Origin of the sequence: Sphingomonas sp. 3-13AW, assembly GCF_049311085.1 — a bacterium.
GTDB lineage: Bacteria > Pseudomonadota > Alphaproteobacteria > Sphingomonadales > Sphingomonadaceae > Sphingomonas.
The window spans coordinates 19,611-32,512 of the sequence record NZ_JASNVZ010000023.1 but is presented as its reverse complement, the minus strand read 5'-3'; the positions used below and the strand labels follow the sequence as shown (position 1 = coordinate 32,512).

Sequence of the window (12,902 nt, the reverse complement as noted above, 5' to 3'; positions counted from 1 at the left end):
CCGCCGTCCGGGTTGCTGTGAAGCCATACTATTGGCGCCGCCCGATACTTGACCAGGCGATGCCGTCGCGCGCCGCTCTCCCTAAACCGGCCGAGAACACTTGGCTTCCCACGGAATCGATGTACGATACAACCAAACGGCGCACGAGAGACGCAGGAGAGGCATGAAGAACGACCCCGTCGGTGGGCCCGCCCACCCGTCATGCGCGATGGATGCGCGCAGGCACCCATGTTCCTGACCCGCTGCCGCCCCTCTCGACCCCCGCATCCGGCCGCTCGATCGGCCGCCATCCGCTAGGCTTTCCGGCCGCGCCCGCGATCGCGCAAGCCGGCAGGAACTTCGACTTCAAATAGAACAGGGAGAGCGTTGCCATGTTGCCCATGATCCACCGGTCCAGTCTTGCCCACCGCGTCCGCCGCGCCTGCCTGCGCTCGGCGGCCGCCGCACTCGTCGCCACCTGCGCCGTCGCCGCCCCGGCCTATGCCCAGAGCGACCGGATGGTGCCGATCCAGATCCCGGCCCAGCCCGACGCGATCCCGCTCAAGACCGGCGCCCTCCCCGGCGCCAAGGCCAAGGAGTCCTGGCACAGCCAGTACAACAGCGTCTTTGCCCGCAACGTGACCGAGGCGACGCTCACCCCCTTCCTGCCCGATCCGGGCAAGGCGACCGGCGCGGCCGTGATCGTCACCCCGGGCGGCGGCTTCCGCACCCTGTCGATGCAGAACGAGGGTTGGGACGTCGCCCGCGCGCTTGCCGCACAGGGCGTCGCCGCCTTCGTCCTGAAGTATCGCCTCAACCAGACGCCGGCCGACATGCCCGCCTTCGAACGCTCGATGACGGAGATGTTCTCGGCCACCGCCGCGCGCCCGCCGCGTCCCAACCCCGGCGACGCGATGGCCGCCCTCGCGCCGCAGATCGCCGACTCCCGCGCCGCCTTCGCGCTGATCCGCCAGCGTGCGCCCGAATGGCGCATCGACCCCGATCGCATCGGCATGGTCGGCTTCTCCGCCGGCGCGATGCTCACGCTCGCGACCACGCTTTCGGCGCAAGACACCAAGCCCGCCTTCATCGGCCTCATCTACGGCCCGCTTTCCGAAGTGACCGTGCCGGCCGACGCCCCGCCGATGTTCGTGGCGCTTGCCGCCGACGATCCCTTCTTCGCCAGCAGCGGCTTCGGCCTCATCGAAAGCTGGAAGGCCGCCAAGCGCCCGGTCGAATTCCACCTCTATGAACAGGGTGGCCACGGCTTCGGCATGTATCAAAAGAGCACCACCAGCACCGGCTGGTTCCCGGCCTTCTCCAGCTGGCTGGGCATGCACGGCCTGCTCAAGCCGCGCCAGTAAGGCGCCACATCCGGACCGGCGGGGCGCGCACATCGCCCCCGCCGCGTCCGCGACACGGGATTGCGCGATCCGCGTTGTGAAGCGCCCCTCTGCCCCCTAGGGTGCCGGCATGGACAGTCTTCTCGCCCTTCTCAACGATCCGGCCGCCTGGGCCGCGCTCGCCGCACTCGTGGTGATGGAGGTCGTGCTCGGCATCGACAACCTCATCTTCATCTCGATCCTGTCGAACAAGCTCCCCGAAGCACAGCGTGCCAAGGCACGGCGCCTGGGCATCGGCCTCGCGCTTGTCATGCGCCTGATCCTGCTGTCGATGATCGCCTGGCTGGTCGGCTTGACCGCCGTCGTCTTTGACCTGGGCATCCAGGGTCCGCTCAACGACTATGGCCAGCCCGCGTTCGAGACCGCCTTCTCTTGGCGCGACCTGATCCTGGTCGCCGGTGGCCTGTTCCTGATCTGGAAGGCGACCAAGGAGATCCACCACAATGTGGATCCCACCCCCAGCGACGACCTCCTCGACAAGAAGCAGGTGGCGGCGATCACCTTCGGCTCGGCCATCATCCAGATCATCCTGCTCGACATGGTGTTCTCGATCGATTCGATCCTCACCGCCGTCGGCATGACCGAGAACCTCGCCGTGATGGTGATCGCGGTGCTGGTCGCGGTCGGCGCCATGGTGCTCGCGGCCGATCCGCTCGCGAACTTCATCGCGCGCAACCCCACCGTCGTCATGCTCGCGCTGGGCTTCCTGCTGATGATCGGCGCGGTGCTGATCGCCGACGGCTTCGGCGTCCATGTGCCCAAGGGGTATATCTATGCCGCGATGGGCTTCTCGGTGCTGGTCGAGGCCTTGAACATCTTTTCCCGCCGCGCCCAGCAGCGCAAGGCCGGCACCGACAAGCCGGACTGACCCCAACCGTCAGGGTCCGGGGGCCATCCCCCGGACCCACCCGGACCCGACCCCGCCGCGGCGCGTTGACGCCCCGATGCCACACGCCAGCAACATCGTCCTGTGCACGGGACCGGACAGCCCCCACGCCTTCGACATCATCGCGCTGAAGCCGCGCAACGGCATGCTCGACGCCCGCTGCCCCGTCTGCCACGGCTATGGCGAGTGGAACGTCGAGATCGACCTCGTCAGCTTCCGCAGCAAGCGCGCCGTGTGCGACCGCTGCATGGGTGCGGGCTGGGTAGAGACTGGCACCGACCCAATCGGCGTCCCCGACATCGACCTCTCGCCCGATGGCAAGCCCCAGTGGGTGGTCAACTACGTCCCGCGTGAGGACGCCGACGACATCGACCCCGACGGCAACCTGATCGCCCCTTGAGGCAGCGGCGCAGACACACGCCATTTCTTCATGCCTATCCGAAACGCCAGAAACGATGACCATCGGGGCCAGATCATCCGAAGCTTTCTACTTGCCTCATTCCTGAGAAGTTCTAGCACCGTGTTCATCGACTATTGAAATGACGCGGAGAAATTGGATGAACGCAATGATTACTTGGTCGATGCGCCGGGCCCCCGCGATCCTGTTCGTGGTGAGCCTGATCGTGCTCGTGATCGGCCTTATCGTGGCCTTCTGGTCGGCCAGTTTCACCGCGCAACAGGCCGCCAACATCCCGTTCGGTGTCATCGCGCCGCGCGCGGACGGCATTGCGCGCATCCAGTTGTTGAGCGGCATCTCCACCGCCTTGCAGAACGCCATGTGGCCCTTTGCGGCCGGCGCCCTGGTGCGTGCGGTCCAGTGGAGTTCGGCCCCGGAAGGCCGGCACGGCGCAATCGACGCATAGCCGTTCGCCCGTCTGCGCGGAATAGAACACCTTGGGCATCAGGGCGCCTTCCCCACGCGCTGCATGCGCGGAGGTCAGCGACCCAGACTCCCGAGCGGCCGGGCCTACGCGCGTCCAGCCAATGCTGAGCGTCCTGACACAGCTTTTCGACTTCTAGCCGCCGAGTTGCTTCCACCAGGTGTAAAACTGGTTGTAGCAGTGAAATGATTCCACCTTGCCGTCCCTGAGATGAAACACGTCACAGCATGGCACATCGAACGTGCGGCCCGTCGGCGGCAGCACACCTTCAGGGGTGTGGAAATCGCCCTTGTGCGTGCCTTGCAGCTTTAGCTCGACGATCACCACGTCGCCGGTCGTGTAGAAGCGCAGCAGTTCGCGATGCATGTCGGGGAAGACTGCCGAGATAGCCTCGATCGGCTGGCGAACCTCCTGTCCGGTCCATCGCATTCCTGACGACTCGTCCAGGAAATATCCGTCCTCGTGAAACAGGGAGGCAAATCGATCGAGGTCCAGACGGGAGCCTTCGGCCGCAGCATAGAGCTCGCGGATGATGTCTTCGTTGGTCGGCATGGAAGCCTTGTTCCTTCTGCTTACCGCCAGGCCCTTGGAGGGGAGGAACCCCGACCATTCCGCCTGACTGAGCATCATATGGAACGACACATCCTTTCCGGGTAGAACCTACCTAAAGGTATGTGTAACTTACCGGTATGAGCGCGAATGTTCCGGTCTGTGGTCTCGATGTTTCCCTCGCTGTGATCGGCGGGAAGTGGAAGCCATTGATCCTCTATCACCTGCGGTCGGAGCCCAGGCGGTTCGGGGAGATCAAGCGAGCGGTTGCCGGTATCAGCGAAAAGGTCCTGATCCAGCAGTTGCGAGAACTGGTCGACATGGGTGTCCTGACCCGACACGACCATCAGCAGGTCCCCCCGAAAGTCTATTACGCCATGTCCGATTTCGGCCAGACGCTCGTGCTGGCGCTGCTCCCACTCTGCGAATGGGGAACGGAACATCGGCAGCGCGTCGAGCAGATTCTCTCCGGGGTGCGTAGCCGCGACGGTTCTCAGGCTGAATAGACGGCCGGACCGCAGAGCTACCACTTGAAAGCGGACCAGCCGCCTTCCGCCTCCGACGCCCCCCACCGCCCTCGCAACGACCCAACTCCCCGCCTGATCACAGCTTTCCTAATTCGAACCCATATGGTTCACCATTCTCCTTGCACAGGAGGATGGCATGACCACCGAAACAACCATCGACGGACTGATCGAAGAGGTCCTTGCGCGGGAGGGCGGGTATGTGGACCACCCCGCCGATCGCGGCGGGCCACGCGCTGGGGCGTCACCCAGGCCGTGGCCCGCGCCAACGGCTATGACGGCCCGATGCGGTCGCTGCCGCGCGAGGTCGCGGCCGACATCTATCGACGCCTCTATTGGAAACGGCCCCGCTTCGACGCCGTGGCCACCCGCGCCCCCGCGCTTGCCGCAGAGCTGTTCGACACCGGCATCAACATGGGGCCACGGGTCGCCACCGGCTTTCTCCAGCGTGCGCTCAACGCGCTCAATCGCGGCGCCACCGACTATGCCGACCTGCGGGTCGACGGCGCCGTCGACCCGGCCACACTAGCGGCCCTCGACGCCTTTCTCGCCAGCCGCGGCACGCTGGGAGAGGCGGTGCTGGTGAAGGCGTGCGACGCGCTGCAGGGCGCCCGCTACCTCGATCTCGCCGAGCAGCGGCCCGCGAACGAGGCGTTCCTCTACGGCTGGCTCGCAAACCGGATTGGATAGTCCGCACGCCTCAACTTCCTCAACTTCCACCGTCCGAACGCACAGGAAAGGACAGGTACATGAGCATCATCGACGGCGTGATCGGCCCGATCGCAGGGCTGCTCGATCGCATCATCCCCGACGCCAAGGCGCGCGACGCAGCCAAGCTCGAACTGCTGAAGCTCGAAAACCTGCGGGAGCTGGAGGCGACCCGCATCCAGCTTTCCGCCATCGTGGCAGAGGCGCAGGCGGACGATCCCTGGACCAGCCGCGCGCGGCCCAGCTTCCTCTACGTGATGTACGTGCTGCTGCTCTGGTCGATCCCGATGGGGATCCTCTCGGCATTCCAGCCCGCACTCGCGCAGGCCGTGGCGCGCGGCATGACCACCTATCTGCGCGGCATCCCCGAGGAGCTCTACGCTCTCTTCGGCACCGGCTACCTCGGCTACACCGCCGCCCGCGCCTGGGGAAAGGCAAAGGGGATGGAGCGCTGACCGGCACCGGGCTCCTGCGTCCCCGGCGAAAAGCCGGGGGCCAGGGGTCCGGGCAGCGCCGCTGCTTCGCGTCCAGGCGGGCGGCGCGAACCGTGTTCTTGGCCTCACCTTAGCCTCACCTTCCGCCGAAACGGGCAGCCTGCGCGGCCTTCGCAACGATCGAACGCGACATTATTGCAACGCCGCCCCGCGCGCCCCACATGCCGGCCATGAGCAAAGACATGGTGTGGCACGGCACCACAATCCTTTCCGTGCGCAAGAACGGCCGCGTCGTCATCGCAGGCGATGGCCAGGTCTCCCAGGGCCCGACGGTGATGAAGCCCAACGCCCGCAAGGTGCGTCCGCTGGGCGACGGCAGCGTCATCGCCGGCTTCGCCGGTGCGACCGCCGACGCCTTCACCCTGTTCGAGCGGCTGGAGGCCAAGCTCGAACGGCACCAGGGCCAGCTGCTGCGCGCGGCGGTCGAGCTCGCCAAGGATTGGCGCACGGACAAGTTCCTGCGCAACCTCGAGGCGATGCTGATCGTGGCCGACAAGGAAGTAACGCTGGTCGTCACCGGCAACGGCGACGTGCTGGAGCCGGAAGGCGGCATCGCCGCGATCGGGTCGGGCGGCAACTTCGCCCTCGCCGCCGCGCGGGCGCTCGACGACTATGAACAGGATGCCGAGACGATCTGCCGCAAGGCGATGAAGATCGCCGGCGAGCTGTGCGTCTACACCAACGACCGGCTGACCGTGGAAAGCCTGCCGACGGCCTGACCGCCGCCGGTCCCGCGAACATCCCCACCCCGCTCTCCACCGGAGGGCCGGGGCTTGAGAAGCGAAGCAATGAACGAGAATCTCACTCCCAAGGCGATCGTCGCTGCACTCGACGCGCACATCATCGGGCAAAAGGATGCCAAGCGGGCCGTCGCCGTCGCGATGCGCAACCGCTGGCGCCGGCAACAGCTCTCGCCCGATCTGCGCGACGAGGTCAGCCCCAAGAACATCCTGATGATCGGCCCGACCGGCTGCGGCAAGACCGAGATCAGCCGCCGCCTGGCCAAGCTCGCCGACGCGCCCTTCGTGAAGGTCGAGGCGACCAAGTTCACCGAGGTGGGCTATGTCGGTCGCGACGTCGAGCAGATCGCCCGCGACCTGGTCGAGGAAGCGATCCGGCTTGAGAAGGAACGCCGCCGCCTCGCCGTCAAGGACAAGGCAGAGGAAGCCGCGATGGCCCGCCTGCTCGATGCCCTCACCGGCAAGGGCGCCAGCGAAGCGACGCGCGAGGCATTCCGCCAGCGCCTGGCCGACGGCCACCTCAACGACAAGGAGATCGAGATCGAGCTGGAGGCACAGCCCTCGATGCCGTTCGAGATCCCCGGCGGCGCGCCGCAGATGATCAACCTGTCCGAGATGATGGGCAAGGCGTTCGGCGGCGGCCAGATGAAGCGCCGCAAGCTGACCGTGCCGGCCGCCTGGGAAAAGCTCGTCGAGGAAGAGGCCGACAAGCGTCTCGACCAGGACGAGGTCAGCCGCACCGCGCTCGCGGACGCGGAAGCCAATGGCATCGTCTTCCTGGACGAGATCGACAAGATCGCGGTCTCGGACGTGCGGGGCGGCTCGGTGAGCCGTGAGGGCGTCCAGCGCGACCTCCTGCCGCTGATCGAGGGCACGACCGTCGCCACCAAATACGGGCCGATGAAGACCGACCACATCCTCTTCATCGCCTCGGGCGCGTTCCATGTCGCCAAGCCGAGCGACCTGCTGCCCGAACTCCAGGGCCGCCTGCCGATCCGCGTGGAACTGAAGGGCCTGACCGAGGATGACTTCGTGTCGATCCTGTCCGACACCACCGCCTCGCTGCCGCAGCAGTACAAGGCGCTGATCGGCACGGAAGGCGTCACCGTCGACTTCACCCCCGACGCCATCCGCGCGATCGCCCGGATCGCCGCCGAGGTGAATGGCGAGGTCGAGAATATCGGCGCCCGCCGCCTGCAGACGGTGATGGAAAAGCTGCTGGAGGAAGTGAGCTTCGACGCGGAGGATCGCCGTGGCGAGACGCTGGTGGTCGACGCTCCCTATGTGGAAAGGCAGCTCGCCGGCATCGCCCGCAACACCGACCTCAGCCGCTACGTGCTGTAACTGGGGGCCGGCCCGCCTCCCCGGCGGGCCGGCGCTCAGCGGTTCTTCTTGTACTCGACGAACGAGCCGAACCGGCAATAGGCGGACGGGATGCTCCCGCCGCCACGCTGCACCAGCCGAAAGCGGTCGTTGCGGCAGACCTGGGAGCCATAGAGCTCGGCGACGACGATCTGGTCGCCGCGGAACGCCGGGCAGTTCGGCTGCACGACGTTGCGGTAGATCGTGCCCCCGACGGGCCGGTAGAGCAGCGAGTCGCCGACCATCTGCGGCGCGCCGGCAAAGCTCGGGTCGATGCAGTTGAGCGTGCGCCCGGGGGTATAGCCCTCCAGCGCCTTGGCCAGTTCCCGCTCCCCGGCCGCCTGGCGCTTGGCCTCGTCGACCGCGGTCGCGCAGCCGCCCAGCAATGCGGTGGCTGCCAACATCAACGTCCAGCGGTTCATCGCCGTCCTCCTCTCCGCCCGGGCGCGGTTCTCGACGCGCTTATCCGCGGAAGCTGTCCTTGGCCTGCCGGCGCTCGGCAAGCTCCTGCACGGACGACGCACGCAGGAAGGGATTGGTTGCACGCTCCAGGCTGATCGTCGTCGGAACCGTCGCCTCCCCCGCCGCGCGCAACCGGTCGACCTCGACCATCCGCTCCGCGATCGCGGTGTTGCCCGGCTCGGCGGCCAGGGCATAGCGGCCGTTGGACTGGGTATATTCATGCCCGCAGAACACCCGGGTCGCATCCGGCAGCGCCTCGAACCGGCGCATGGCGGCGTACATCTGCTCTGCCGTGCCCTCGAACAACCGGCCGCAACCCATCGCGAACAACATGTCCCCACTGAACAGCAGCGCATCCTCGGCAAACCAGAAGGCGATGTGGCCGGCGGTATGCGCGGGCACCTCCATCACGGTCGCGACATGGTCGCCGATCCGCAGCTGGTCGCCCTCGCGGAGCGGATGGTCCAGCGTCGGGATCTTGGCAGCCTCCGCCGCCGGCGCGAACACCGGCACGCCGGTTGCTTCCTTCAGTCCGGCGTTCCCGCCGGTGTGGTCGCCGTGCCAGTGGGTGTTCCAGATCGCCGTCAGCGTCCACCCGCGCTCGGCGAGTGCATCGAGGACGGGCGGCGCCTCCGCCGGATCGACCACCACCGTCTCGCCAGAGGCGGGATCGTGGAGCAGCCAGACATAGTTGTCCGACAGCGCCGGCAGCCGGACGACCTCGATCGGAGACGCCGCCCCGGCCATTACCAGTGACCCGTGTTGGGCATCGACACCCACGGCTCGGCCGGCGGCAGCGGGTCGCCCGCCTGGAGCAGCTCGATCGAGATGTTGTCGGGGGTGCGGATGAAGGCCATGTTGCCGTCGCGCGGAGGACGGTTGATCGTGACGCCCGCGTCCATCAGCCGCTGGCAGCTCTCGTAGATGTTCTCCACGCGGTAGGCGAGGTGGCCGAAGTTGCGGCCCTCGCCATATGCCTCGGGATCCCAATTGTAGGTCAGCTCCACCTCTGCCTCGGCGCGCTTGCCCGGACCGTTGCTGTCCTCGTCCGCGGCCAGAAAGATCAGCGTGAAGCGGCCCTGCTCGTTCTCGATGCGGCGGGTTTCCTGCAGGCCGAGCACGTTGAAGAAGCGGATCGTCGCCTCCGGGTCGGTCACGCGGATCATGGTGTGCAAGTACTTCATCGAAGAGGATTCCCGTTCGTCATCAGCAACTGTTCATCGCGCCCGGGGCACGATAGGCTTCCGCCTATATGGGTCAGGAGCGCGCGATGGAAAGCGGCAGGATGACGGAACGCAGCAAGGCGCTGCTGGTGGCGGCCGCCATCGTGGCGTTCGGCCTGATCCTGGGCGGCTATCTGCTCGGCAACGGGCTGGTGCGTGCCCATCATGCTGACCGGTCCGTGACCGTTCGTGGCCTCGCCGAGCGCAACGTCACCGCCGATCTTGCGGTGTGGACGCTCAACTACTCCAAGCAGGGCCTCGACCTCGCGGCGGTGCAGGCGGATATCGACCGAGACACGCAGACCATCCGCCGCTTCTTCGACAGCCTGGGCTTTCCGCCCGACGCGCTTGCCGCCGCCGGCGCCGGCGTCAGCCAGTCCTATATGAACGGCGTCCAGACCGTGACGATCAGCCAGCGGCTGCAGCTGCGTACGACCGACATCCCCCGTGCCCGCCAGGCCGTCGCCCGCCAGTTCGACCTCGTCCGCGAAGGCGTGCTGCTGCAGGAAGGCTCCGGCATGAACTACAGCTTCACCAAGCTCAACGACATCAAGCCGCCGATGGTGGCCGAGGCGACCCGCGACGCCCGCGCGGCCGCCGAGCAGTTCGCCAAGGACAGCAAGACCCGGGTCGGCGGCATCAAGAGCGCGACCCAGGGCTATTTTTCGGTCGAGGCACGCGACGGCGAGCAGGCGGGCTATGGCGTTGCCGACACGCCCTTCAAGAAGGTGCGCGTCGTCACGACGGTCGACTTCTACCTCGACTGAGCAGCGCCGCTGCTGCCGAGCCGCGCGAGCGCACCGGCGGCAGCCTGAGCGGGGCCAGTCCCCGGCGCCATCCGTACGGCGGTTTCCCATGCGGCCCGCGCAGCCGCCTCATTCCCCTCGACCGCGGCGATATTGCCCGCCTCCAGCTGCACCGAGGCATCGTCGGAGGACAGCGCCAGCGCGCGGGTGATGTCCTTGCGGGCACGCAGCAGGTCGCCGGTGCGCCGCGCGAGCGTCGCCGAAAGCAACCACGCCAGCGGATCCTCACCCGCCAGCGCCAGCGCACGATCAAGATCAGCACGCGCATCGTTCGGCCGGCCTGCGGCAACCAGGGTACGGGCACGATCGAGATGCGCCTCCCCCAGATCGAGGCCGCTGAGCGTGCCGCCGATCAGCGCCGCATCGAGCGCCGCCTGTGCCTTGGCCGTATCGCCCGCCGCCAGCCAGGCGTTGCCGGACTGCGCCCAGAAGCTGCCGGAGCGCTGGTCCCTTGCGACCTCCGCCGATCGCGCCGCCGCCTCGAACGCTGCCGCCGCCGCATCCCAGCGCTGCTGCGTGGTATAGGCAATGCCCAGGCACTGCTGCGCCAGGAAGCCGCCGCCCGCCAGCTGCCAAGCCGAGGCGCCGCGTTCGGCAGCCGCCGGATCGCGACGCGCCTGATCGACGCACTCGGCATAGCGGTTGCTGCGCGCGGGCGTCGGCGGCCCCGCGGACGGCGAAGCAGCAGGCGCGGTCTGGGCGAGAAGGAGCAGCGGCAGGAGCATCAGGCGGGAATCACATCTTGGATCGCGCGCAGGATCAGGTCGATATCCTGCGGACGGGACAGGCGGTGGTCGCCATCCTTGACCAGCACCGTCTGCACGTCGGCTGAACGCAGCACCGCGGCGAGGTGGACGGTGCGCGTGAACGGCACGTCCTTGTCCTCCTGACCCTGGATCAGCCGCACCGGCACATTGACGGGAATGACGGCGTGCATCAGGCGGTTCGCCTCGCCCGAGCTCCAGAAGGCGCGCGTGGTGACGGTCGGCTGGTCCGAATAGGGCGACGGCTTCTCAAGCCGCCCCTGGGTGAGCAGGGTCAGCTTCTCCTGCTGGGTAAAGCCCCAGTCGGTGAAGTCGGGTGCGGGCGCGATGCCGACCAACCCCACGACCCGATCCGGCCGGTCGCGCGCGGCGAGCAGCATGATCCAGCCGCCCATCGACGAACCGACCAGCACCACCGGCCCCTCGACCGCATAGTCGATGATCGCCAGCGCATCGTCCCGCCACAGCGCCAGCGTCTGTTCCTCGAAGCTCCCCGGGCTCTGGCCGCAGCCGCCGTAATCAAAGCGGATGAACGCCCTCCCCTCCGCCTTGGCCCAGGCCTCGATCGCCAGCGCCTTGCTGCCGGTCATGTCGGAGGCATAGCCCGGCAGGAACACGATCGTTGGCCCGGTGCCGGGCGTATGGTGGAACGCGAGCGGACGCTCGGGAGGAGCTGTGTCAGTCATGGTGCACCGCGAAAGTTGAGGAAGTTGAGGCGAGAAACCGTTTCTTCGCGGCCCGACCCGATGCCGCGCGGAGCAGCGGCCGGAGAAGGCGGGAGATGCGGAAGGATGCCATCGCCGCCCCATGCCACGGCGGGAGGGGTGTAGGACAGCCCCGTCGCGCCCCGAAGGACACGACGCCCGAGCCGTGAAGCCAGCCCGCACCGCGCGCGGCAGCAGTGCCCTTGCCGGACCTCACCGTCGGGAGGGAGATGCACGCCCGCCCGGCGGCGTTACGATCCAGCGAGATTGAGCGCGGCCGAAGCCCGCATCCCTTCCGCACCAATGATGAGGTCCGCGTCGAACACCGCCGTGTCGAGCCTGAAGGCGATCTGGAACGGGGTCGCGGTGCGATTGCCGAGCGACAGATCCCCCGAAGCCAGGCGGCCGATGCCAGGGGTGACCATTGCGAGCACGAGCAGGTAAAGAACCAGCAGGGCCGGACCGCGGGTCCGCCTGCGCCTCGCCTGTTCCCGGGGGTTTTGCCCCGAAGTCCTATGGGTTGAAACGCGCATGTTGAACTCACCCTTCCAGCGACAGCGGAGCGATGGCTCGGCGGTCACGCGAACAAAAAACGCACTTTCCGGTATGTGCTACTTGGTTAGCATGTGGGCATTGTCGCGCAGTTTGCCGAAAAGCAGAAAATCGTGCGTAATCGGATACTTACGGGCAATCGACAGTCGGACTTGTGTCCACATCCGGACAGGCTGTCCGCCAGCGGGCAACCTCCACCCCCTCAAGCGACGCCCGTTTGGCGACTCGGCTCACTCCTCGACCGCCCCCTCCAGCGCCGGGTTGACGAAGATCTCCTCGATAGATCGTTCGAACAGGTCCGCGATGCGGAAGGCGAGCGGGAGCGAGGGGTCGTAGCGGCCGGTCTCGATCGCGTTGACGCTCTGGCGGGAAACCTCCAGCCGCTCGGCGAGATCCTGCTGGCTCCAGCCGCGCTCGGCGCGCAGCACACGCAGGCGGTTCTTCATGCCGGCTGACGCGCAAAGCGGTCGCGCAGGGCGAGGACGCATTGCGCCGCTGCCCAGCTGAAGCACCAAAGCGGGAATATCCACAGCCGCGGCATCGGGTCGATCGCTCCGCTGCCCGACAAGAAGTTGTGCACCGTCCCTGTGGCCAGCAGCACCCCGGTCCCGAACAACATCGAAGTGGCCACGCGCTGGCGGACGAACTCGTCCCGCTCCTCCACCAGATAGCGGCCGATGATCGCGATGATGGCGATGATCGGCAGCGCGGGCAGGATCGACAGGGCGATCAGGTTCGCGCCCTGCGGATGATAGCCGTGGTCGATGGCGTTCGCGGCCAACAGCGCGGCAGCATAGGCCGCGAACGCCCACGCCATGCGGCGAGTGTAGCGTTTCACGGCGGGGTTGGACGCTTTCATGACAAG

The 12,902-nt window shown here is 67.3% G+C and carries 18 protein-coding genes and 1 pseudogene; 10 read left to right on the top strand and 9 right to left on the bottom strand.

Features of this window, described 5'->3' with window-relative positions:
* Window positions 1-380 precede the first annotated feature (380 nt).
* The 4 genes from QP045_RS17710 to QP045_RS17695 all read left to right on the top strand — a co-directional run bounded on the left by QP045_RS17710 (window position 381) and on the right by QP045_RS17695 (window position 3,131).
* On the top strand, window positions 381-1,343 hold the full coding sequence (locus tag QP045_RS17710) for an alpha/beta hydrolase (protein WP_422516351.1): 963 nt from the start codon (window positions 381-383) through the stop codon (window positions 1,341-1,343).
* Window positions 1,344-1,452: 109 nt separating this feature from the next.
* Window positions 1,453-2,250 carry a TerC family protein gene (locus QP045_RS17705; RefSeq protein ID WP_422516327.1) on the top strand — a complete coding sequence of 266 codons (798 nt, stop codon included), beginning with the start codon at window positions 1,453-1,455 and terminating at the stop codon, window positions 2,248-2,250.
* Window positions 2,251-2,326: 76 nt separating this feature from the next.
* On the top strand, window positions 2,327-2,668 hold the full coding sequence (locus QP045_RS17700; protein ID WP_422516326.1) for a hypothetical protein: 342 nt from the start codon (window positions 2,327-2,329) through the stop codon (window positions 2,666-2,668).
* Window positions 2,669-2,825: 157 nt separating this feature from the next.
* The gene (locus QP045_RS17695) at window positions 2,826-3,131 is read left to right on the top strand and encodes a hypothetical protein (protein ID WP_422516325.1); all 306 of its coding nucleotides are present in this window, start codon (window positions 2,826-2,828) and stop codon (window positions 3,129-3,131) included.
* A 153-nt stretch (window positions 3,132-3,284) separates the two neighbouring features.
* On the opposite strand, the gene QP045_RS17690 is transcribed toward QP045_RS17695, so the two are convergent.
* Window positions 3,285-3,701 (bottom strand): nuclear transport factor 2 family protein, encoded by a 417-nt coding sequence (locus tag QP045_RS17690; protein ID WP_422516324.1) that lies wholly within the window; start codon window positions 3,699-3,701, stop codon window positions 3,285-3,287.
* Window positions 3,702-3,838: 137 nt separating this feature from the next.
* Here QP045_RS17690 and QP045_RS17685 point away from each other — a divergent pair, with 137 nt between their 5' ends.
* The 5 genes and pseudogenes from QP045_RS17685 to hslU all read left to right on the top strand — a co-directional run bounded on the left by QP045_RS17685 (window position 3,839) and on the right by hslU (window position 7,508).
* On the top strand, window positions 3,839-4,204 hold the full coding sequence (locus QP045_RS17685) for a winged helix-turn-helix transcriptional regulator (protein ID WP_422516323.1): 366 nt from the start codon (window positions 3,839-3,841) through the stop codon (window positions 4,202-4,204).
* Between the two features lie 157 nt (window positions 4,205-4,361).
* Window positions 4,362-4,912: pseudogene (locus QP045_RS17680) on the top strand (glycoside hydrolase family 108 protein).
* A gap of 59 nt (window positions 4,913-4,971) precedes the next feature.
* Window positions 4,972-5,385, top strand: a complete 414-nt coding sequence (locus QP045_RS17675) for a 3TM-type holin (RefSeq protein WP_422516322.1) — start codon at window positions 4,972-4,974, stop codon at window positions 5,383-5,385.
* A 200-nt stretch (window positions 5,386-5,585) separates the two neighbouring features.
* The gene (hslV, locus tag QP045_RS17670; protein WP_422516321.1) at window positions 5,586-6,143 is read left to right on the top strand and encodes an ATP-dependent protease subunit HslV; all 558 of its coding nucleotides are present in this window, start codon (window positions 5,586-5,588) and stop codon (window positions 6,141-6,143) included.
* A 69-nt stretch (window positions 6,144-6,212) separates the two neighbouring features.
* Complete coding sequence (gene hslU, locus QP045_RS17665) at window positions 6,213-7,508, top strand: ATP-dependent protease ATPase subunit HslU (protein ID WP_422516320.1); 1,296 nt, start codon at window positions 6,213-6,215, stop codon at window positions 7,506-7,508.
* 35 nt (window positions 7,509-7,543) lie between these two features.
* Here the strand turns inward: hslU and QP045_RS17660 are convergent, their stop codons facing one another.
* The 3 genes from QP045_RS17660 to QP045_RS17650 are packed head-to-tail and all read right to left on the bottom strand — an operon-like array spanning window position 7,544 to window position 9,172.
* Window positions 7,544-7,948: a hypothetical protein gene (locus QP045_RS17660; protein ID WP_422516319.1), complete on the bottom strand. Its 405-nt coding sequence runs from the start codon at window positions 7,946-7,948 to the stop codon at window positions 7,544-7,546.
* A gap of 40 nt (window positions 7,949-7,988) precedes the next feature.
* Window positions 7,989-8,735 carry a hydroxyacylglutathione hydrolase gene (gene gloB / locus QP045_RS17655; RefSeq protein ID WP_422516318.1) on the bottom strand — a complete coding sequence of 249 codons (747 nt, stop codon included), beginning with the start codon at window positions 8,733-8,735 and terminating at the stop codon, window positions 7,989-7,991.
* Window positions 8,735-9,172, bottom strand: coding sequence for a VOC family protein (locus QP045_RS17650; protein WP_422516317.1), 438 nt, complete (start codon window positions 9,170-9,172; stop codon window positions 8,735-8,737). Before QP045_RS17650 ends, gloB begins: the two co-directional genes overlap by 1 nt.
* 86 nt (window positions 9,173-9,258) lie before the next feature.
* Here QP045_RS17650 and QP045_RS17645 point away from each other — a divergent pair, with 86 nt between their 5' ends.
* Window positions 9,259-9,978 carry an SIMPL domain-containing protein gene (locus QP045_RS17645; RefSeq protein WP_422516316.1) on the top strand — a complete coding sequence of 240 codons (720 nt, stop codon included), beginning with the start codon at window positions 9,259-9,261 and terminating at the stop codon, window positions 9,976-9,978.
* Here the strand turns inward: QP045_RS17645 and QP045_RS17640 are convergent.
* From QP045_RS17640 to QP045_RS17620, 5 genes are all read right to left on the bottom strand, one after another.
* On the bottom strand, window positions 9,966-10,742 hold the full coding sequence (locus tag QP045_RS17640; protein ID WP_422516315.1) for a tetratricopeptide repeat protein: 777 nt from the start codon (window positions 10,740-10,742) through the stop codon (window positions 9,966-9,968). The two genes, QP045_RS17645 and QP045_RS17640, sit on opposite strands and share 13 nt — an antisense overlap.
* Window positions 10,742-11,467, bottom strand: coding sequence for an alpha/beta hydrolase family protein (locus QP045_RS17635; protein WP_422516314.1), 726 nt, complete (start codon window positions 11,465-11,467; stop codon window positions 10,742-10,744). Before QP045_RS17635 ends, QP045_RS17640 begins: the two co-directional genes overlap by 1 nt.
* A gap of 269 nt (window positions 11,468-11,736) precedes the next feature.
* Complete coding sequence (locus tag QP045_RS17630; protein ID WP_422516313.1) at window positions 11,737-11,910, bottom strand: hypothetical protein; 174 nt, start codon at window positions 11,908-11,910, stop codon at window positions 11,737-11,739.
* Between the two features lie 357 nt (window positions 11,911-12,267).
* Complete coding sequence (locus tag QP045_RS17625) at window positions 12,268-12,483, bottom strand: helix-turn-helix transcriptional regulator (protein WP_422516312.1); 216 nt, start codon at window positions 12,481-12,483, stop codon at window positions 12,268-12,270.
* The gene (locus QP045_RS17620) at window positions 12,480-12,896 is read right to left on the bottom strand and encodes a hypothetical protein (protein ID WP_422516311.1); all 417 of its coding nucleotides are present in this window, start codon (window positions 12,894-12,896) and stop codon (window positions 12,480-12,482) included. The genes QP045_RS17625 and QP045_RS17620 overlap by 4 nt, the downstream gene beginning before the upstream one ends.
* Between the last annotated feature and the right edge of the window lie 6 nt (window positions 12,897-12,902).